The organism is Brevibacterium permense (genome assembly GCF_025506275.1).
GTDB classification, from domain to species: Bacteria; Actinomycetota; Actinomycetes; order Actinomycetales; family Brevibacteriaceae; genus Brevibacterium; species Brevibacterium permense_A.
On sequence record NZ_QYCP01000084.1, the window covers coordinates 26,305 to 45,830 of the forward strand.

The 19,526-nt window shown below is 63.9% G+C and carries 18 protein-coding genes; 10 read left to right on the top strand and 8 right to left on the bottom strand.

Annotated elements, in window-relative coordinates:
• Nucleotides 1-25 precede the first annotated feature (25 nt).
• The 10 genes from D3I60_RS07920 (at nt 26) to D3I60_RS07965 (ending at nt 9,248) form a co-directional block, all read left to right on the top strand.
• The gene (locus D3I60_RS07920) at nt 26-949 is read left to right on the top strand and encodes an SDR family NAD(P)-dependent oxidoreductase (protein ID WP_262775584.1); all 924 of its coding nucleotides are present in this window, start codon (nt 26-28) and stop codon (nt 947-949) included.
• Between the two features lie 132 nt (nt 950-1,081).
• The gene (locus D3I60_RS07925) at nt 1,082-2,257 is read left to right on the top strand and encodes an acyl-CoA dehydrogenase family protein (RefSeq protein WP_262775586.1); all 1,176 of its coding nucleotides are present in this window, start codon (nt 1,082-1,084) and stop codon (nt 2,255-2,257) included.
• Complete coding sequence (locus D3I60_RS07930) at nt 2,254-3,339, top strand: acyl-CoA dehydrogenase family protein (RefSeq protein WP_262775587.1); 1,086 nt, start codon at nt 2,254-2,256, stop codon at nt 3,337-3,339. The genes D3I60_RS07925 and D3I60_RS07930 overlap by 4 nt, the downstream gene beginning before the upstream one ends.
• Before the next feature lie 2 nt (nt 3,340-3,341).
• Entirely contained in the window at nt 3,342-5,045 is a 1,704-nt protein-coding gene (locus D3I60_RS07935) for an AMP-binding protein (RefSeq protein ID WP_262775588.1), read from the top strand.
• Entirely contained in the window at nt 5,042-5,590 is a 549-nt protein-coding gene (locus tag D3I60_RS07940) for a MaoC family dehydratase N-terminal domain-containing protein (RefSeq protein ID WP_262775589.1), read from the top strand. The genes D3I60_RS07935 and D3I60_RS07940 overlap by 4 nt, the downstream gene beginning before the upstream one ends.
• Nucleotide 5,591: 1 nt before the next feature.
• Nucleotides 5,592-6,059 carry a Zn-ribbon domain-containing OB-fold protein gene (locus D3I60_RS07945; RefSeq protein WP_262775590.1) on the top strand — a complete coding sequence of 156 codons (468 nt, stop codon included), beginning with the start codon at nt 5,592-5,594 and terminating at the stop codon, nt 6,057-6,059.
• A complete protein-coding gene (locus D3I60_RS07950) occupies nt 6,059-6,469 on the top strand; it encodes a MaoC/PaaZ C-terminal domain-containing protein (RefSeq protein ID WP_262775591.1) in 411 nt (136 codons plus the stop codon). Before D3I60_RS07945 ends, D3I60_RS07950 begins: the two co-directional genes overlap by 1 nt.
• Nucleotides 6,469-7,647, top strand: a complete 1,179-nt coding sequence (locus D3I60_RS07955) for a lipid-transfer protein (protein ID WP_262775593.1) — start codon at nt 6,469-6,471, stop codon at nt 7,645-7,647. The genes D3I60_RS07950 and D3I60_RS07955 overlap by 1 nt, the downstream gene beginning before the upstream one ends.
• 131 nt (nt 7,648-7,778) lie before the next feature.
• Nucleotides 7,779-8,411 (top strand): TetR/AcrR family transcriptional regulator, encoded by a 633-nt coding sequence (locus tag D3I60_RS07960; RefSeq protein ID WP_262775594.1) that lies wholly within the window; start codon nt 7,779-7,781, stop codon nt 8,409-8,411.
• Between the two features lie 69 nt (nt 8,412-8,480).
• Nucleotides 8,481-9,248 carry an SDR family NAD(P)-dependent oxidoreductase gene (locus tag D3I60_RS07965; RefSeq protein ID WP_262775595.1) on the top strand — a complete coding sequence of 256 codons (768 nt, stop codon included), beginning with the start codon at nt 8,481-8,483 and terminating at the stop codon, nt 9,246-9,248.
• A gap of 4 nt (nt 9,249-9,252) precedes the next feature.
• On the opposite strand, the gene D3I60_RS07970 is transcribed toward D3I60_RS07965, so the two are convergent.
• From D3I60_RS07970 to xsc, 8 genes are all read right to left on the bottom strand, one after another.
• The gene (locus tag D3I60_RS07970) at nt 9,253-10,149 is read right to left on the bottom strand and encodes an ABC transporter ATP-binding protein (RefSeq protein ID WP_262775596.1); all 897 of its coding nucleotides are present in this window, start codon (nt 10,147-10,149) and stop codon (nt 9,253-9,255) included.
• Between the two features lie 2 nt (nt 10,150-10,151).
• Nucleotides 10,152-11,069, bottom strand: a complete 918-nt coding sequence (locus D3I60_RS07975; protein ID WP_262775597.1) for an ATP-binding cassette domain-containing protein — start codon at nt 11,067-11,069, stop codon at nt 10,152-10,154.
• Nucleotides 11,066-11,974 (bottom strand): ABC transporter permease, encoded by a 909-nt coding sequence (locus tag D3I60_RS07980; protein WP_262775599.1) that lies wholly within the window; start codon nt 11,972-11,974, stop codon nt 11,066-11,068. The genes D3I60_RS07975 and D3I60_RS07980 overlap by 4 nt, the downstream gene beginning before the upstream one ends.
• Nucleotides 11,971-12,963 carry an ABC transporter permease gene (locus tag D3I60_RS07985; protein WP_262775600.1) on the bottom strand — a complete coding sequence of 331 codons (993 nt, stop codon included), beginning with the start codon at nt 12,961-12,963 and terminating at the stop codon, nt 11,971-11,973. The genes D3I60_RS07980 and D3I60_RS07985 overlap by 4 nt, the downstream gene beginning before the upstream one ends.
• A 50-nt stretch (nt 12,964-13,013) precedes the next feature.
• On the bottom strand, nt 13,014-14,663 hold the full coding sequence (locus D3I60_RS07990; RefSeq protein ID WP_262775601.1) for an ABC transporter substrate-binding protein: 1,650 nt from the start codon (nt 14,661-14,663) through the stop codon (nt 13,014-13,016).
• Between the two features lie 27 nt (nt 14,664-14,690).
• Nucleotides 14,691-15,707, bottom strand: a complete 1,017-nt coding sequence (locus D3I60_RS07995) for a CobW family GTP-binding protein (RefSeq protein ID WP_262775602.1) — start codon at nt 15,705-15,707, stop codon at nt 14,691-14,693.
• Between the two features lie 3 nt (nt 15,708-15,710).
• Nucleotides 15,711-17,360, bottom strand: coding sequence for an amidohydrolase (locus D3I60_RS08000; RefSeq protein ID WP_262775603.1), 1,650 nt, complete (start codon nt 17,358-17,360; stop codon nt 15,711-15,713).
• A 155-nt stretch (nt 17,361-17,515) separates the two neighbouring features.
• Nucleotides 17,516-19,336, bottom strand: a complete 1,821-nt coding sequence (gene xsc, locus D3I60_RS08005; protein ID WP_262775604.1) for a sulfoacetaldehyde acetyltransferase — start codon at nt 19,334-19,336, stop codon at nt 17,516-17,518.
• Between the last annotated feature and the right edge of the window lie 190 nt (nt 19,337-19,526).

Genomic DNA, 19,526 nt, shown 5'->3' on the forward strand with positions numbered 1-19,526 from the left:
ATCGCGAACCGAAGGAGAGTCACTGATGAATCCAGTCACAGATCTGAGCGGGCGGACCGCGATCGTCACAGGCGCCGGGTCCGGCCTCGGTCGGGCAGAGGCCCTGCGCCTGGCCGAGCTCGGAGCCGATATCGTCGTCAATGACCTCGGCGAAGGCGCGACCGCTGTCGCCGACGAGGTTCGCGCATTGGGGTCCGGAGCGCTGGCGGTCGAATCCGATATCAGCGAGTGGAAGACCGGCGGTGAACTCGTCGAAGCCGCCGTCGACACGTTCGGAGGGCTCGACATCGTCGTCAACAACGCGGGAATCGTGCGCGACACGATGATCTTCAACCTCACCGAGGACAAGTGGGACAAGGTCATCGACGTCCACCTCAAGGGCCACGCCGCGCTCTGTCACGCCGCCGGTGTGCACTTCAGAGCCGCCAGCAAGGCAGCCGGTGGGCCGGTGTTCGGGCGCATCGTCAACACTGCTTCCGAAGCCGCACTCATGGGAGCTGCCGGCCAGCCGAACTACTCGGCTGCCAAAGCCGGGATCATCGGTCTCACGCTGTCGACTGCGCAGGGCCTCGGCCGCTATGGGGTCACAGCCAATGCGATCATGCCGCGGGCCAGGACCGGGATGACCGAAGCGGTCTTCGCGGCCGATTCCGACTCTCAGCGACTCGACATCCTCGCGCCCGAGAGGGTGGCGCGGCTCGTCGGCTACCTCTCGGGCCCGGCGGCGGAAACCGTGAGCAGTGAGGTGTTCATCGTCTACGGAGACTTCGTCGCCCTGCTCAAGCCCGCAGAAGTCGAAGAGAAGTTCGTCGCTCGCACCGGCGTATTCGACGAATCCGAGTTGGCCGAGCAGATCGGTGCGCATTTCCGAGCGAAAGCGCCGGGCAACGGCTTCGCTGCGTACCACCTGGCCGAGCTCGACGAAACCGGGATCGAGAACATCGCCTGACCATTCAGAGGAGAATCGATTCTCCTATTCTGCGGTGCCAGAGCGGCAGCGGCGCACGATTTCGTGACCGCAACGCCCATTCGGCCGCGATGACAGATACAGCGACAGGGAAGAACGGGTGCGGATATGCACGTGAAGCTCAGTGACGAGGATCTCCAGCTCAGACGGGAGCTGCGTGACTACTTCGACCGGCTCCTCACCGACGAGGTGCGAGCCGGGCTCCACACAGAGGGAGAAGCCGGGGGACCGGTGCGCGATGAGGTGATGAGGCGGATCGGAGCCGACGGCTGGTTCGGCATCGGCTGGCCGGAGGAATTCGGCGGGCAGGACCGAGGTCACCGGGCCCAATTCATCCTCTACTCCGAGGCCTACCGGGCCCAGGCTCCGTTGCCGATGGTCACCCTCACGACAGTGGCTCCGACGATCATGAGCCATGGCAGCCAGGAACAGAAGGACTATTTCTTACCGAAGATCGCCGCCGGCGAGCTCGTCTTCTCGATCGGCTACACCGAACCCGAAGCCGGCACGGACCTGGCTTCCCTGCGCACGGCGGCAGTGCGCGAAGGCGACGAATTCGTCATCAACGGCAGCAAGATCTTCACCTCCGGGGGACCCGGAGCCGACTGGATCTGGCTGGCGGCGCGGACGAATCAGGAAGCGCCCAAGCACAAGGGCATCTCCCTCATCCTCGTACCGACCACGGCAGAAGGCTTCTCTGTGACTCCGATCGAGGCACTCGGCCAGGTCGAGACCTCGGCTACCTACTATGACGACGTCCGCGTGCCGGTGAGCAATGTCGTCGGCGAGATCGATGCCGGCTGGCGGATGATCACCACTCAGCTCAATCACGAACGCGTGGGATTGGCCGCCTACTCCGGCATCTGCGACGGCATGCTTGAAGATGTCATCACCTGGGCCGCTCAGAAGACGACGCCGGCAGGTCAGCCCTATGCGGACCTTCCCTGGGTGGCCTCGGCGCTCGCCAGAGCGACTGCGCTGAACTCGGCGATGAACCTGATGAACTGGAGACTCGTCGAAGCCACCGCCACTGAGGCCGTCGACCCGGGCCAAGCCTCGGCAGCGAAGATCTATGCGACCGAGGCGGCAATAGAGATCTATCGAATCATGCTCGAGGTCCTCGGTGAGGACGCGCTGCACATCCACGAGGTCCCCACCGGCATCGAGGACGGCCGCCCCGCGGTGATGAACCTCGGCGCACAGATCAATACCTTCGGCGGCGGTGTGGCGGAGATCCAGCGCGAAATCGTCGCCTGGACGACACTGGGAATGAAACGAGGTGAACGATGAGGGAAACGCAGACAGCAGCCGACGGCACGGGCGAGATGACGTTCCACCCCACCGATCTGCAGGCCGAACTGGTCGAACTGGTCACTGCCATCATCGATAAGCAATCCGGCGACGAGCGGGTAGCCGCATTGGATGCTGAGGTAGGCAGCTGGGATGAAGCCCTCTACGCTTCCCTGGCCGAAGCCGGTGTCATCGGTGCCCTCATCGACGGCGACGACGGTCTCGGTATGATCGGGCTGAGCCTGTGCCTGATCGAGGTCGGGGCGCGGCTGGCCCGCATCCCTCTGGCCGGCTCCGTCGTCACCGCCCTCATCCTCTCCGAAGCGGGACTCAGCGAATCGGTCGAGGCGATGGCCGCCGGAACGATGACGGCCGTCCCCGCTCTGCCCAGCCGACTGCACTCGGTGGCCCGCACCGGTGACCGGCTCCAGGGTCGCGTGGGCATCGTGCCCACCGGCGCCGCCGCCAGCCACCTGCTCATCGCCGACGATGACGACCGACTCTGGTTCGTGGCCAAGGAAACCCCCGGCATCAGCACCGCGCCGATGGGCTTCTCCTATGACAACGGTGTCGCAGTGACGATCGACATCTCGATCGAAGACTGTCAGCGGCTCGACGGCGTCGGCCGCGATGAACTCGAAGGACGCTGGCGAACCGCGCTGTCGGCGGTCGCCGTCGGAGCCTGCCGGGAAGCCGTGGCACGAACTGCGAAGTACACATCGGAGCGTGTGCAGTTCGGCAAACCGCTGTCATCGAAGCAAGGTGTGCTCCACCGTGCTGCCGACGCCCATATCGATACCGAATGCATGCGGCTGACGACGTTGAACGCCGCCAGTCTGTATGACGCTGGCGATGCCGGCGCCGCCCGAGCCGGACTCGAGGCCGCGTGGTGGACAGCGACCGGCGGCAGTCGCGTGGTCCACGCCACTCAGCACCTGCATGGCGGAATGGGTGCCGACCTCGATAACCACATCCATCGGTTCTTCGTCCTCGTCCGCGAGATCGGGATCGTCCTCGGAGCTGCGGACGCCCTCCTCGAAGAACTCGGCAGCGACATCGTCGACCACGCACGAGAGGAATGATCATGACCACGACGAGTCAGAACCAGGACCTCGAAGCAGGAAACGCCCTGCCGACGACGGCGGCGGCTCTGGTGGTCGCCCGCCTCGGCGATGACCACATCGGCATCCGCTTCGAGGACGACGACTACACATGGGACGACTTCGCCCGGGCAGCGATTCGTCGCAGCCATTTCCTGGCCCAGCATCTCGACCCCGCCCAGCCGCCGCATCTGGGGATCCTCCTGGAGAATCGGCCCGAGTTCCTGTTCTGGTGGGGCGGATGTGCGCTGTCCGGAGCGGCGCTGGTGTGTATGAATCCGACCCGACGCGGTCAGGAACTCGTCGACGATGTGCTGGCCACGGACTGCCAGATCCTCATCGTCGATTCCATGACTCGGGGACTCATCGACTCCGCGGCGCTGCCCGGGGTCGAGGTCATCGATATCGACGCCGAGCAACACACACAGACAATGGACGGAGTCGACGACACCCGACCGCCTCAGTCCCCGGCGGCGGCCGATCCGAAGACGATTCTGACCATGCAGTTCACGTCCGGATCCACGGGGCGCCCCAAGGCCGCGATGTGCTCGACGGGCCGATTCACCGCCGCCGCGACATACGGTTCGGGAGGTCTCGGCCCTCAAGACGTGTCCTACAACTCGATGCCGCTGTTCCATTCGAACTCGATCCTCGGCTGCTGGGCCACACCGCTGTACCAGGGCGGAACGTTCGTCCTGGCTCGCCGCTTCTCGGCCAGTCGCTTCCTCGACGACCTCCTCAAATACGAGGTCACGTACTTCAACTATGTCGGCCGCGTCCTGTCCTATATCCTCGCCCAGCCCGAGCGGGAGGAAGAGAAGCTGGTGAAGCTCAAGTCGGCTTTCGGCACCGAGGCGCCTGTGCGCGACCGGAAGGAATTCGCACGCCGGTTCGGCATCGAACCCTTCGAATCCTATGGCTCCTCCGAAGGCGGACTGAACTTCGTGCGCTCGGCCGACACTCCTGAGGATGCACTGGGACTGCCTCCCGCAGGGACGGCTTACACCGCCGCGGTCATCGACCCGGTCGACATGAGCGAACGCCCTCGTGCCCGCTTCGGCGAGCACGGCGAGCTGCTCAATGCCGATGAGGCCATCGGCGAGCTGGCCGCCCTCGGGGCACGCGGGACCTTCGAAGGCTACTACAAGGACCCGGAGGCCGAATCAGAGCGGCTGCGTGGGAACAACTTCCTCTCCGGCGACCTCGGCTACCGGGACGAGGCGGGCTACTTCTACTTCGCCGGTCGCAGCGGGGATCGCCTGCGTGTCGATGGGGAGAACTTCTCCGGTGCCCCGATCGAGAGGATCATCGGCCGTTATCCCGACGCCCAGCTGGCGGCGATCTATCCCGTTCCCGACGAGATCAGCGGGGATCAGGTGATGCTGGCGCTGCAGATGGTCGATGGTCGGACCTTCGATCCGGTGGGCTTCGGTGAATTCCTCGACGCCCAGGCTGACCTGGGGACCAAATGGGCTCCGCGCTACATCCGCATCGTCGACACACTGCCGGTGACCGCCACAGCGAAGATCAACAAGAAAGAGCTGCGCAAGGACGCCTGGCACACCGACGACCCGGTCTACTACCGCCCCGGAAAGGGCAACGAATACCACCGACTCGAACCCGCACATGTGGAGGAACTCCTGAGACGGTTCGAGGACTCCGGACGAAAGGAACTGCTCAACCGATGACTGTCACCACCGAACCGAAGATCGATCCCGAAGGGGCATCTCGCAGGATTGCGGAGCTCATCGCCGCAGGTCGCGCCCGGCACTATCGCGCTCGCGACCGAGTGTCGACGGCGACGATCAACACACTGCTCGACGTGCTGGGCGATCGCAACCCCGTCTATACCGATGAAGCAGCGGCCAAGCAGCACGGGCATGACAGCGTCATCGCGCCGGCGACGTCGCTGCAGGTGTGGACGATGAACTGCCTCGGCGAGGAAGCCACCGCCAGTCCCGTCGATGCCGCCTATGACATCCTTCGCGACTGCGGCTTCCCCAGCGTCGTCGCCGTCAACAGCGAACAGCACTATGACCGCCCGATCGTGCCCGGAGACCTCATCAGCAGCACGGAAACCGTCGAAGAGCTCTCGGAACTCAAGCAGACCGGTCTGGGACCGGGAATGTTCATCACCACGCTCTTCGTCTTCCGCGACGAGGAGGGCGACCAAGTCGGAACCATGCGATTCCGGACACTGTGGTACGCCGCCGGACAGAAGAAGGAGGATTGAGATGACCGAAGCACTGCGCCCTCGTCCCGCGCTCAACCTGGACAATGCGTTCTATTTCGACGCGCTCAAAGAAGGGCGCCTCGTCGCCCAGCAATGCGGCGACTGTGCCGAATTCCGGCACCCGCCCGTGCCCTGCTGCCCGCGCTGCCAGTCCTTCGACTGGGATGTCTCGGACCTGTCGGACACCGGCGAGCTCGTGACCTACACGGTCCTGCACCATCCGGTGGTGCCCCCATTCGAGGCAGGCTACATCGTCGGACTCGTCGAATTCGCCGAAGGCGTGCGCATCGTGATGAATCTTGAGATCGACGAGGCCGACGTCTCCATCGGCATGAAGGTCGAAGTCCGGCCGCACTTCTACGACCCGGACCTGGCGCTCCCCGCCGGATTCGCGCCGGGAGCCGAGACCTGTGTCCGCTCTTCGACTGAGACGACCGACAGCACCGACGATGATGAGAAGGAGGCGTGATGCCCACAGAATGCGAACCGGGTCAGACACTGCCCGAGATGACCATTCCGGTGACCGCGACACTCGTCGCCGGAGGAGCGATCGCCACCCGTGACTGGTCACTGGTCCACCACGACACCGCTGCGGCCGAAGCCGCGGGCACTCAGGACATCTTCATGAATATCCTGACGACGAACGGCCTCATCGGTCGCTTCGTCACCGACTGGGCCGGGCCCCAGGCCGAGCTCACCGACGTGAGCATCCGCCTCGGCGCCCCGAACTTTCCCGGCGACACCTTCTCAGTCACGGGCACCGTCAGCGAATTCGACGAGGAGAGTGCCAGCGCCCTGATCGAGGTCACGGGCACGAATGGGATCGGAACACATGCCAGTGGCCACGTTCGCGTTGCGCTGCAGGGAAGGAAACGCTGATGAGAAGTCACCACGATACTGCCGCGATCGCCGGAATCGGAGCCACCGAGTTCTCGAAGGCATCCGGTCGCACAGAGCTGCAGCTGGCACTCGAAGCCTCGAAGGCTGCCCTCGATGATGCGGGAATCGCTCCCCACGAAGTCGACGGGTTCGTTTCCTACTCGATGGACACCTCTCCCTCGATCGAGGTCGCTCGAGGACTCGGCTGCGAGAACGTCAGCTATTTCGGTCTCGTCGACTACGGCGGCGGAGCCGCCTGCGCCACGATCATGCACGCGGCCATGGCAGTGGCCACGGGAGCGGCCGAGACCGTCGTCTGCTACCGGGCCTTCAACGAACGCTCCGGTGCTCGATTCGGAGCCGCTCTGGACGTCAGTTCGTGGGGCGTCGACGCTCGCGCGGCGAACTATGCCTGGTATCTGCCGCACGGTCTGATGACCCCTGCCTCGTGGATCGCGATGTTCGCCCAGCGGTACATGCACAACTATGGGGCCACGAGCGAGGACTTCGGCAGGGTCTCGGTCCTCGATCGCAAACATGCGGCGACGAATCCGAAGGCATGGTTCTACGAGCAGCCGATCACCATGGCTGACCATCAGGCTTCGCGGTGGATCGCCAAGCCGCTTCACCTCCTCGACTGCTGCCAGGAATCGGACGGCGGGCAGGCCTTCGTCGTCACCTCCCGGGAACGGGCGAAGGACCTCGCACAGCCCGCGGCAGTCATCCGCGCCTCGGCGCAGGGCGTCAGCTACGACCAGCACAACATGACCAGCTTCTATCGGCAGGACAGGGATCGACCCCTGCCGGAGATGGGCCTGGTCGCCGATCAGCTGTGGACGGCTACAGGACTGAGCCCGAAAGACATGGATGCGGCCATCCTCTACGACCATTTCACCCCGTTCGTGCTGGCTCAGCTCGAGGAGTTCGGCTTCTGCGGTCCCGGTGAGGCACCCGATCTTCTGGGCGACGGTTTCGGCGAGATGGATTCGTCGACTCCGCTGAATACCCACGGAGGGCAGTTGGGCGAGGCCTATATCCATGGGATGAACGGCATCGCCGAGGGAGTGCGCCAGATCCGCGGAACAGCCGCCAACCAGGCCGCTGACGTCGACCATGCGTTGGTCAGCGCGGGCACCGGGGTACCGACAAGTGCTCTGGTCCTCGGCCGAGAGCGGTGAGATCTGCGGTCAGGGCCGTGGTCGGAGGCCCGGACCCTGGGCTCGCCCGAGCCGTTGAGAGGCTATCCTGGAGAAGCGGGATCCCGAAGCGGATACGGGCATGAGATGACGAGAAGTGCGGAGGAAGACTGTTGCCACGACTGAATGTTGAGCGACCGGCGGCACGTCCGACCAATGCCGGGAGCCGGCAGCGGTATCAGAACATCATCAGAGTTGCACGGATTCTGACGATCGACCATGGCGAAGACTCGGTGCAGATGCAGGAGGTGGCCAAACAGGCCGGCGTCGCGCTCAACACCCTCTACCGCTATTTCCCCTCGAAATCGCATCTGTACACAGCGATCCTCGAGGATGAGCTCACGACCCTCGACGTGCGGACGAACAGCTCCGACGAAGCTTTCTCGCTCAACGACGCCGATGCGGCCGGGCGTGTCCTCGACCTGATCTCCTCGGCCAGCAATTCTCTGCTGTCGCGGCCGAACCTGGCCAAGGCGATGATCAATGCGACGATGGCCTCGCAGGCGAGCAGCGGAATCGCCGTGGCGCAGTCGGACAAGCTCCTGGAGACGGCCGTGCTCAAGGTCCTCGGGATCGTCGACCCCGTGACCACCGATCATCGGATGATCTACGCGATCATGCTCTCGTGGACTGCTGCTCTGTCGGCCGTCCTTAACGATCGTCTTCGACGCAGCGAATTCGAGGAGGTCCTGCGTCTGTCGATCACTCAGCTCATCAAAGTGCGGTCCAACCGCGCCGCATCCTGATCCAGCGGGCGAGTCCGCGGCGCACCGCATCTATCATCAGGTGCCATGGGCGCCGGAGAGTGGAATGTTATGCCTGATCTGAGCAATATGAATGGGTTCGTCACTGCCGCCGGAAGCGGCATCGGGCGAGCCAGTGCGATCGCATTCGCGCGCGCAGGAGCGAAGGTCCTTGTGACCGATATCGCCGAGGATGCTGTGGAGGAGACCTGTGAGGCCATCCGTGCCGAGGGCGGCACCGCCGAGGGCCGGATCGTCGATGCGTCGTCGGAAGACGATGCCGCCGCCGTCGTCGACGAGGTCGTCAGCCGGTGGGGCAGCCTCGACTTCGCTCACAACCACGCCGGCCTCGGCACAGCGGCGCAGCCGTTCACTGAGCAGAAGCGCGAGTCCTGGCAGCGTCTCTTCGACGTCAACGTCTTCGGTCTCATGAGCTTCATGAAGTACGAGCTCATCCAGATGGAGAAGCAGGGGTCAGGTGCCATCGTCAATACCTCCTCGGTGTCGGGCAAGAACGGAAGCCCCGGTCTCTCGCCCTACAACGCCTCGAAATGGGCAGTCAACGGAATGACGCAGACGGCGGCATTGGAGTATGCGGACAAGGGGATCCGGGTGAATGCCTTCCTGCCTTCGGCGACGATGACGCCGGCGCTGCGCTCCTGGTCCGAGAACTCTCCGGAGGAGTTCCGCTCGGTGACCGAGGGGATCCCCATGAAGCGAGTCTCGAGCCCTGAGGAGCAGGCCGCGGCAGCAGTCTGGCTGTGCTCGCCCGAGTCCTCCTATATCACCGGCACACTGCTCAACGTTGATGGGGGAGACTGCATCCTCGGCAAGCAGTGAGGCCTCACTCCGCTGCCACCAGGTGACCGCCCCCGAGATCATTCAACGTCACCTTCTCCGGGCCCTGGTCCTCGGGCCAGACCGGGCTTGGGATCTCTCCGGCGATAAGAGCCCGTTCGCGCCGTTGACCGGGATCGGCGATCGGTGCGGCATCCATGAGGCGCTGAGTGTAGGAGTGCTGCGGGTTCTCGAACACCTGCCGGCGAGGTCCCATTTCGACGATCTGCCCCAGATACATGACGGCAACGCGGTGGGCGATGCGTTCGACGACGGCCAGGTCGTGGCTGACGAAGAGATAGGACAGTTCGAACTCCTGCTGCAACTCGATCATGAGGTTGAGCACTGTGGCACGGACAGAGACATCCAACGCTGACACGGCTTCATCCGCCACGATGAGACTGGGGTTGAGCGTGAGCGCGCGAGCGATGCAGATGCGCTGCCGCTGTCCCCCGGAGAACTGGTGCGGGTATTTCCGCATGTCGTCGGCACTGAGCCCGACGAGTTCGAACAGCTCGGCGACACGGTCATCGTCAGGGCTGTTCGACGCAGCCCGATTCAGGCGCAGCGGATCGCCGACGATCTTGCCCACGGTCTTGCGCGGATTGAGACTGGCGAAGGGGTCTTGGAAGATCATCTGCAGATGGCGGCGGTGCGGCCGGAGCTCCTTCGTCCCCAGGTGGGTGATATCGGTGTCGAGCAGCTTGATCGTTCCACTGTCGGGCTTCTGCAGTCGCATGGCCAGGTTCGCCAATGTGGTCTTGCCGCAGCCGCTCTCACCCACGAGCGCGAAGGTCTCGGCCCTGTTGACGTGAAAGCTGACGTCTTCGACAGCATGGACGCGCATTCCGCCGGAGAGTGAGAAACTCTTGACCAGATTTTCGACATCGAGGATCCTCGTCATCGTCAGACCTCTTCCTTATCGAGGTGGAACAGTGCGGGGGAGTCGGTGCCGTTCATCGATCCCAATTTCGGAACAGCGCTCAAGAGCTTCTTCGTGTACGGATGCTGAGGACTGTGGAAGATGTTCTCAACGCTGCCGGTTTCGATGGCGTGGGACTTCCGCATGACCAGGACCCGGTCGGCGATCTCGGCGACCACACCCATATCGTGGGTGATGAAGATGATCCCGGCATCGAGGTCGTTCTTCAGCTCACGCAGCAGAGCGAGGATCTGAGCCTGGATCGTCACATCCAATGCGGTGGTCGGCTCATCGGCGATGAGAACCTTCGGCTGGCACGCCAGGGCCATGGCGATGACGACACGCTGGCGCATGCCACCTGACATCTGGTGGGGGTATTGGCGCGCGCGCCGTTTCGGCTCGGGAATGCGCACCCGTTCCATGAGTTCGATGACGCCCCTCTTCGCCTCCCTGCGTGACATGCCTTTGTGAACTCGCAGCACCTCGGCGAGCTGGTTACCCACCGAGTACACGGGATTGAGCGAGGTCAACGGCTCCTGGAAGATCATTGAGATGTCGTTGCCTCGGATGGTGCGCATCGTCGATTCGGAGGCGGTGCGCAGGTCGATGATGTCTCCGTCGGCCCGGCTGAATCGCATCTGACCGTCGGTGACCTTTCCCGATGAAGAGAGCTCCACGAGTCGCATGATGGCCAGAGAGGTCACTGATTTGCCTGAACCGGATTCGCCGACGATGGCCAGGACCTCACCGGCGCTGACGTCGAAGGAGACATCGTCGACGGCGATGTTGTCCTGGAATTTCACCGAGAGGTTCTTCACCGACAGGATCGGAGACCCCCCGTGTCCGGAGACGGTCGGTGTCGGAGAGGCCTCGCCAGGCGAAGTGATCGCTGCAGTACTCATCGTTCACGACCTTTGGGGTTGAGTGCGTCATTGAGCCCGTCGCCGGAGAGACTGACGCTGAGGACGGCGAGGAAGATGGCCAGACCGGGGAAGGCCACCGGCCACCAGGCGGTGAGCATCTGCTCGCGGTTGTTGCCGAGGATGAGACCCCAGCTCATCGTGTTCGGGTCACCGAGACCGAGGAAGCTCAGTCCGGCTTCGAAGAGCATCGCCTGACCGATGACCAAGGTCGACATGACGACGATCGGGGGCAGTGCATTGGGCAGGATCGTCTTCATGATGATCCAGAAGTCACCGGCTCCGGCGGCGCGGTCGTTCCTGACGTAGTCGAGTTCGCGGATGCGCAGGAACTCGGCGCGAGTGATGCGCATCGTCGCCGGCCAGCTGACGACGCCGATGGCGATCGTGATCGTCAGCAGGCTCGGGGTGAACAGTGTCACGAGCACCATGGCCAGCAGCAGAGGAGGCAGCACTTGGAAGAACTCGGTGATGCGCACTGCCACTGAGTCGGCCCATCCTCGGTGATAGCCGGCGAACCCGCCGAGGATGATTCCGATCGCCGTCGACAGGATCGCAGCGACCACGCCGACGAGTATTGTCGCGCGACCGCCGTAGAGCAGCTCAGCGAACAGATCGCGTCCGAGGGCATCGGTGCCGAGCAGCACATCGGACTCTCCGGGTGCCTCCATCGGAATGCCGACGATCTCGAAGGGATTGTTCGGATAGATCATCGGGCCGAAAGTAATGGCGAGCAGAATCAGCGCAAGCAGTGAGAGGCCGATGAGGGCGACACGGTTGCGTCGGAACAGAGTCCATGCCGTCGTCGGCCGATTTCGCTTCACAGCCTCCGGCGGCTGCTCCGGCTGTTCCTGACCAGTGCCCGGCAGTGACATGATGTCGGTCATTGTGGCCCTCCTGAAACGGCGATCCTGGGATCGATGATGCGGTAGGCCACGTCGGTGACCAGATTGGCGATGATGACGAGGATGGAACTGGCCAGCAGGATTCCCAGGATCACGGGAGTGTCGCGGCGGAGGATCGACTCGAGCAGCAGCGAGCCGAGGCCCGGCCAGTTGAACACGACTTCGATGAGCACCACGCTCGACAGCAGGGCACCGACGTGGAGTCCCAGGAGCGTGACAACCGGAAGCACTGCATTGCGCAGGGCATGTTTGAAGATGACGACCTTGCCGCCCAACCCCTTCGCCCACGCCGTGCGGATGTAGTCGGAGTCGAGGACCTCGAGCATGCTCGTGCGCGCCGTGCGGCTGTAGAGCGCCACATAGATGAGCGCCAGCGCCGTGGCGGGCAGGATGAGGTGCATCGTCGTGTCCCACATCTGCGGAAGCGCATGCGGTGAGACGATGATCGAGTTCATCCCCTGCACCGGGAAGATCGGCAGGGCGATCGACAATGCCAGCAGCAGCAGCACGGAAGTCCAGAACACCGGTGCGGCAAAGCCGACAAGCGCAATGACGGTGACGAAGTAGCTGAGGATTCCCTGCGGTTTGATCGCGGCGACGACGCCGAGCAGCGTCCCGATGATGAGACCAGCAGTCATTCCAGTGCCAGCAAGTAGCACGGTCGGATACAGGCGTTCGCCGATGAGTGCCGTGACATCCTGACCGAAGTAGAACGAGTATCCGAGGTCGAAGTGCGCGATTTTGACGAGATAGTGCCAGAGCTGGACGAGGATCGGATCGTTGAGCCCATACGCTTCTCTGATCGTTTCGAGCTGCTCGGGCGTGGTGCCTCCGGATTCGCCGGCGATGACGGTGGCAGGATCTCCGGGGGCGAGGTGGATGAGGACGAAGTTGAAGATGATGACGGCGAGAAGGAGGAGCACGGCCTGCCCGATGCGTGAGGCGATCGAGCGGGTTCTCGACAGGGCCATAGTTCTGCGCCCTTTGAGTCTGATCTTCGGTGGAGCTGTCAGAGACATGGTCAACCTTCCATCGAAATGTCCAGCAGCGGCGACATGACGCCGAACGGGCCATTGGGAGCATTGTGCACGGAGTCCGAATAGATGTTGCGGTACTGCTGGTTCTCCAGCGGCAGTACGGGAAGCTCATCGGTGAGGATCTTCTGGACCTTCGCATAATCGGCCCTGCGCGTCTCCTCATCCGGCGCGGCCGCGGCCTTCTTGAAGAGCCGGTCGACGTCCTCATTGCAGTATTGGGACATATTCGCCCAGAGCACGCCCTTCTTGATGTTGTCGCACAGGTAGGTGCGTTCGACTCCGACTGCCGGGTCTCCCCAGTTCCAGACGTTGTCCAGAGTCATGTCGTAGTCGTAGTTCGCCACCCTATTGCCCCAGGTCGGCTCGTCGGCGGAGCTGCGGATCTTCACGGTGATGCCGACGTCTTTGAGGTTGGCTTTGATGGTCTCGGCGATGCTCGAGGACATCTCGGCGCTGAGCGGATCGTAGTCGAGTTGGACGGTGAAGCGATTGCCGTTCTCGTCGACCGGGTACCCGGCATCGTCGAGCAGATCAGCGGCCTTGTCGAGGTCACGGTCGTAGCTCGGCAGCGAATCGTCGAAGTAGGGGCTGCCGTTGGCGATCGGACTCGTGGCTGCTTCGATCTGGCCTCGATGGAGTTTGCTGACAAGGTAGTCGCGGTCGATCGCATAGGCGATCGCCTGGCGCACCTGCTTGTCCGAGACGTTCTTGCTTTTGACGTTGAACCCCAACCAGGTGAGGGCGCCCAGTCCTTCGTAACCCTCATCGGCAACCGTGACTCCGTCGACGGCCTCCATGCGCGAGAGGATCGAGGGAGTGTTCGAGAGCATCATGTCGATCTCGCCCTTCTCCGTTGCCAGCGCCAAGGTGTTCTCATCCGAGATGATCTCGATGAGCACCTGCTGCGGTGCCTCCTCGTTGGGCACGAAGAAGTCATCGACCTTGTCGAGCACGATCCGCTTCCCTTCGAGATTGCTGCGCAGCTGGTATGGCCCCGAACCGACGACGTCGTGCGCATTCTGGGGATGGTCGACGACAGTGTCGTCGGTGCCATAGACATGCTTCGGCATAACGGGAAGGAACGGCGGACTCATCGCGGTCATCAGCGCCGGATGCCTGCGGGACATATTGATCACCACAGTCTGATCATCGGGGGTGTCGACACTGGTGACAGGGCCGAAGAGATTGGCCCCGAAGGGATGCTCCCGCTTGACGACCCCGAGTGAGAACGCCACGTCCTCTGAAGTGATGGGCCGGCCGTCATGGAACGTCGCATCTTCGACCAGATGGAGGGTCACTGTCTTCCCGTCTTTCGACTCGTCCCACGACTGCGCAAGGTAGGGTTCGGGTTCCATATCGCTGTTGAGGCGCACCGGGCTGGCGAAGAGCTGTGCGCCGGGCGTCGCCGTGGCGAGACCCGACTGGACCGCGGGATTGAGGACGCGAGGGACCGAACCAGTGCCGAAGATCAGTGTGTCTTCGCTGCTGCCGACCAGCGCGGACGGTGCCGCGCATCCGCCGAGCACCAGCCCCAGCGCCGCCGTGATCGCGATGGCCGGGGTGAGCAGGCAGGCGGTCTTCCGCTTGAGTGGCCGCGGACGATCCGCGTCGTTCTTTCTTCGGGTGAACTTCATTGTTCCCTCTCTGATGTTCAGGGCCGGCTAGTCGCCGACCCACCCGTGAAGTGCCTGAGCCAGGGCGGTCAAGGCCTCGGGAGGGCCGACATGATCGCCGGCCGCGATGATGACGAGACGGCCCGAGGCGTCTGGGGCCGCGGACTCTCGTGAACTCAGGTCGTCATCGACCGTGCCGCCGTCCGAGCCCGCGAACTCCGGTGTGATGTCGCTGGTCTCGCACCTCGTACCGTCATACTGGACGAGGAACCGGCGGCCGGGCCTCCGCTTGTCGGGCAGGATCCCCTTGGCGCGGACGACGGAATCCGGCAGGTCGAGGATGAGACCGCACAGCACCTCCGGGGCGATCGCCGAGGCGGCCGTGATCGACCACGAACTGTGAGTTCGAGCGGCGGAGCGGGACCCGTCCCCGTCGTCGACCGGTGGCAGGGCCTCGGCGACTGCGCCATCAGCACCGGGCGCCGTCGCCGATCGCTGCGACCGACCACCGGCCACGACGTCGTCCCGGGCGACGATCTCAGCGGTGATGCCCGGATCCGCCTTCAACCAGTCGACGACATCTCTCTGCTGCTGGCCATCGACCAGATCCGTCTTCGTCAACAGAATCCGGTCGGCGCCGCGCAGCTGCGACAGCACCGTCTCTCCCACCCACTTCCGGTTGACGTTCCGGCGGATGGAGGTGGCATCGGCGCAGACGAGGGCTCCACCTCGGACGAACCCGGGATGATCGCCCCAGCGGGCGACGACTTCGGGCTGGCCGACCCCGCTCACCTCGACGAAGCCGCGGGTGACCGGGGGAGAAGCGGTCCGGATGCTTTCGATGGCGGCGGCCATCCCATCCGAGAGGTCGCAGCAGATGCACCCATTGGCGATCTCCCACGTCCGACCGTCATCGTTGGCGATGATCTCCGCATCGATGTTGACCGTGCCGAAGTCATTGACGATGACCGCGACGCGCTCACCGTCGGTCCGATCGAGGATCTCGTTGAGCAGCGTGGTCTTGCCCGCCCCGAGGTAGCCGCCGATCACAGTCAGCTCGATCATCGCTCAGCCAGCCGCCCGGAAGTGCCGACCGGCGACGACGGTCCCGTGGACGATGACCTCGCGCAGTTCGGCCGGCTCGCAGTCGTAGGGATCCCGATCGAGGATCGCGAAGTCCGCGAACTTGCCCGCCTCCAACGACCCGACGAGGTTGTCGAGCTTGAGCATAAAGGCCGCTCCCAGGGTGACCGCGTCGAGAGCCTGGGGCACGCTGATCCTCTCGTGGACTCCGAGCACGCGGCCGCTCGGTGTGGCCCGTTCGGCCGCATAGGAGGCCGTGGCCAGCGCATCGAGAGGAGTGACGGGAGTGTCGCAGTGCAGCGAGATCGGCACCCCGATGCGCAGGGCGGTGGCGGCGGCGTTCATGCGTTCGGCGCGATCGGGCCCGAGGATGAGGTCCCGATGCTGGTCGCCCCAATACCAGATGTGGTTTGAGAAGATGTTCGCACAAACGCCCAGAGCCTTCATCCTCCGGTACTGCGCCGGAGTGGTCAGCTGACTGTGAGTGACCGTGTGCCGGTGGTCCCAGCGCGGAACCTCAGCCAGCACCCGCTCGACGGTGTCGAGGAAGAGCTCAGTGGCTTCGTCGCCGTTGCAGTGGACATGGATGACTGATCCGGCCGAATGGTAGGCGCGGAAGGCCCGATAGAACTCCTCCGGTGAGGACAGCCAGATGCCGTTGCCGTCCTCTGACAGATAGCCGGGGGCCCGAAGCCGGGCGGTGAAGCCCTGGATGGACCCGTCGAGGAAGAGTTTGACCCCGCCGAGGTGCATCTTCTCGCTGCCGGTCTCGGCCAGATCCGCCAGAGTCCGCGACGTCGTGTCCGGATCGCCGCCGGCACCCATGCCTCCGCCGAGGTGGAACAGCGAGAGCCGGAGCGGGAAGTCCTCGTCGTCGATGATTCGGCGGTGCTCGCTGAGCGCATCGGTCATGATGTAGGGATTGCCGAGATCTGCCGAGGTGGTCACCCCGTGGTTGCGGGCGTCGGCGGCGAAACCGCGCAGGGCAGCCGGATCGAACGGACCGCCGAGGAGGGATGAGGCACTGGAGATCAGCGCGATCGCCGGAGGTTCCCGCAGTTCGCCGTTGGGTTCGCCGTCGGGGCCGCGGACGACGCCTTCGACCGGGCAGTCGCGGTCGATGCCCTCAAAGGCCAACATCGCCGAATTCACGGTGGCCAGGTGCCCGCTCTGGTGGCTGACGAAGATCGGCCGAGTCGTCGACACCGAGTCGAGGTGGCGTTTGTCGAGACGCTCGCCGGGAAAGAAGATCGGGTCGAGCCCCCAGGCGACGAGGAGCTCACCGTCGCCGAGGCGGGCGTCGGCGTCCCGCAGACGTTCGAGCACCTCGTCGATGTTCGTGCAGCCCGGCCAGATCGTGCCGTCGGGATCCTTGCGCGGATAGAAGCCGACATAGGTGTTCTCCCACATCCCTCCGCTGCCGGCGTGTGCGTGGGCTTCGACCATTCCGGGGAAGATCACGGCATCGGCGTAGCGGTCGTCGATGCGGGAGGCACCGTAGGCTTTGAGCTCGTCAAGGGAACCGACGGCTCGGATGCGCGATCCGCGGACCATGACGGCCTCGGCGGTGGGTCGTGCGGGATCAAGGGTCCGCACGGTACGGGCTGGGTAGATGATCTGTTCGGGCGAGTTCATCGTGTGAGCGCCAGCTTTCTGCGGCAGTGTCGTCGTCGACGGGCCGCTGTTCGATTGTGTCGTGCGTGATGGGCGGCACCGGAAGCGCCGGAGACGGTGGTCGGGTCGGGCCCGACCACCATCTCCGGCGACCGGCGCTCACCAGTATCGAGGACTCACACGTAGTCCTTGTACTTGTCCAGAGTCCGAACCGGCTTGCGCAGTGCATCGCGGCGGAAGGGATCGCCGAGCTCCTTCGTGCACATGACCTCGATGACCGTTGTCCTGCCCTCGTTCATCTGCGCGTCCACGGCCTTCTGCAGGGCCGGGCCGACCTCGTCGAGGTCGTCGACGACGATGCCGTCGGCTCCCATCGATTCGGCCATGGCTGCGAAGCTCTCACCGTTGTCGAGCTCACCGGCGATGAAGCGGTGACCGTAGAACTCCACCTGGTTCTTCTTCTCCGCACCCCACTGCCGGTTGCGGAAGACGACCGCGGTGACCGGAATGTCGTGGCGGACGGCGGTGAGCACCTCGACCATGCTCATCGCCCAGGCGCCATCACCGGCGTAGGCGATAGCCGGACGTTCAGGGGCTGCGCGCTTGGCGCCGATGATCGTCGGCAGCGCATAGCCGCAGTTGCCGAAGCTCATCGGAGCGAAGAAGCTGCGGGGACGTTCGAAGCGCAGGTAGCTGTGAGCGACCGAGTTGATGTTGCCGATGTCGGTGGAGACCATGACGTCGGCGGGCATCGCCTTCTCGAGCTCGCGCAGCACCTGGCGCGGGTGCAGCCAGTTGCCGTCTTCCTTCTCCGCCTCGTCGATGGCGTCGAGGGAGAACTCGTCCTTCTCATGGGTCCAGGAATCGAGCTCGGCCTCCCACGCATCCTTCTCTGCTTTGATGAGTTCGGCACGCTGGTCCTTCGTGGCGTCGCAGGCGACCGCGCGGTCGTTGAGACGGGCGAGGAGATCCTCGGCGACGGCCTTGGCGTCACCGCAGATGCCGACGTCGATCTTCTTGACCAGGCCGAGCATCTTCTGGTCGGCATCGACCTGGATGATCTTCGCGTTGGTGGGCCAGTAGTCGAATTCGTACTGCGGCAGTGTGCCGAACGGTCCCAAGCGGGTGCCCAGGGCCAGCACCACATCGGCCTGATTGATCAGCGTCATCCCGGCCTTCGAACCCTGATAGCCCAGGGGGCCCGCCCACAGCGGGTGGCTGGCAGGGAAGGAGTCGTTGTGCTGGTAGCTGTTGACCACCGGCGACCCGAGGCGCTCGGCCAGCGCGATGCACTCATCGACGCCATCGGCCATGACGACACCGCCGCCGGAGACGATGACGGGGTTCTTCGCCGAGGCGAGCAGGTTCGCCGCTTCCTCCAAGCTTTCGGTACCGCCGGCGCCGCGATCGATCTTCTGCGGTGTCGGGATTTCGGGTGAGCATTCTCCGTAGAAGTAGTCGCGGGGGATGTTGAGCTGAGTGGGACCCATCTCCGACCTCGCACGGTCGAAGCAGCGGGCGGTGAATTCGGACATGCGGGACGGATTGCTGACATGTCCCTGGTACTTCGTGAATTCCTGGAACATCGGCAGCTGATTCGCTTCTTGGAATCCTCCGAGACCGATCGAGTTCGTGCCCGCTTCCGGGGTGACGATGACGACCGGCGAATGTGCCCAGAAGGCAGCGGCGATCGCTGTCACGCAGTTCGAGATGCCCGGACCGTTCTGGCCGGTGACGACGCCGAAGCGACCCGATGCGCGGGCGTAGCCGTCGGCCATGTGCGCAGCTCCCTGTTCATGGACCACGGGGATGAAATCGATGCCCGCGGGGGCGAAGATGTCCATCGCATCCATGAATGCCGAGCCCATGATTCCGAAGATATCGGTGACTCCGTAGTTCACCATCGTCTCGACGAAGGCCTCGGAGGAGGTGATCTTCTGGGTTTTCACTGCATCGCTCAGCGTGGCTTCGTCGGTTCGATCGGCCAGTTCCGTCATCTCAACGTCTCCTGTTCGTCAAAGGACCACTGCTCTGTGGTCTCGGTTTTGTGTTCATTTCACTTCGAAAAGCGGAACACATCGAATCTATGGTCCGGGCTTCATTGGTGTCAATAGAGTTCCGAAAAAGAATTCGTTTGGTACGATATTTCGAGACGAATCAATCTCGGAGGCGCTGTGGCTGAGGAGC

Coding starts and splice junctions, on each gene's coding strand:
- D3I60_RS07920 (WP_262775584.1), top strand. CDS start 26: ATGAATCCAGTCACAGATCTGAGCGGGCGGACCGCGATCGTCACAGGC.
- D3I60_RS07930 (WP_262775587.1), top strand. CDS start 2,254: ATGAGGGAAACGCAGACAGCAGCCGACGGCACGGGCGAGATGACGTTC.
- D3I60_RS07935 (WP_262775588.1), top strand. CDS start 3,342: ATGACCACGACGAGTCAGAACCAGGACCTCGAAGCAGGAAACGCCCTG.
- D3I60_RS07940 (WP_262775589.1), top strand. CDS start 5,042: ATGACTGTCACCACCGAACCGAAGATCGATCCCGAAGGGGCATCTCGC.
- D3I60_RS07945 (WP_262775590.1), top strand. CDS start 5,592: ATGACCGAAGCACTGCGCCCTCGTCCCGCGCTCAACCTGGACAATGCG.
- D3I60_RS07950 (WP_262775591.1), top strand. CDS start 6,059: ATGCCCACAGAATGCGAACCGGGTCAGACACTGCCCGAGATGACCATT.
- D3I60_RS07955 (WP_262775593.1), top strand. CDS start 6,469: ATGAGAAGTCACCACGATACTGCCGCGATCGCCGGAATCGGAGCCACC.
- D3I60_RS07965 (WP_262775595.1), top strand. CDS start 8,481: ATGCCTGATCTGAGCAATATGAATGGGTTCGTCACTGCCGCCGGAAGC.
- D3I60_RS07970 (WP_262775596.1), bottom strand. CDS start 10,149: ATGACGAGGATCCTCGATGTCGAAAATCTGGTCAAGAGTTTCTCACTC.
- D3I60_RS07975 (WP_262775597.1), bottom strand. CDS start 11,069: ATGAGTACTGCAGCGATCACTTCGCCTGGCGAGGCCTCTCCGACACCG.
- D3I60_RS07980 (WP_262775599.1), bottom strand. CDS start 11,974: ATGACCGACATCATGTCACTGCCGGGCACTGGTCAGGAACAGCCGGAG.
- D3I60_RS07985 (WP_262775600.1), bottom strand. CDS start 12,963: ATGGCCCTGTCGAGAACCCGCTCGATCGCCTCACGCATCGGGCAGGCC.
- D3I60_RS07990 (WP_262775601.1), bottom strand. CDS start 14,663: ATGAAGTTCACCCGAAGAAAGAACGACGCGGATCGTCCGCGGCCACTC.
- D3I60_RS07995 (WP_262775602.1), bottom strand. CDS start 15,707: ATGATCGAGCTGACTGTGATCGGCGGCTACCTCGGGGCGGGCAAGACC.
- D3I60_RS08000 (WP_262775603.1), bottom strand. CDS start 17,360: ATGAACTCGCCCGAACAGATCATCTACCCAGCCCGTACCGTGCGGACC.
- xsc (WP_262775604.1), bottom strand. CDS start 19,336: ATGACGGAACTGGCCGATCGAACCGACGAAGCCACGCTGAGCGATGCA.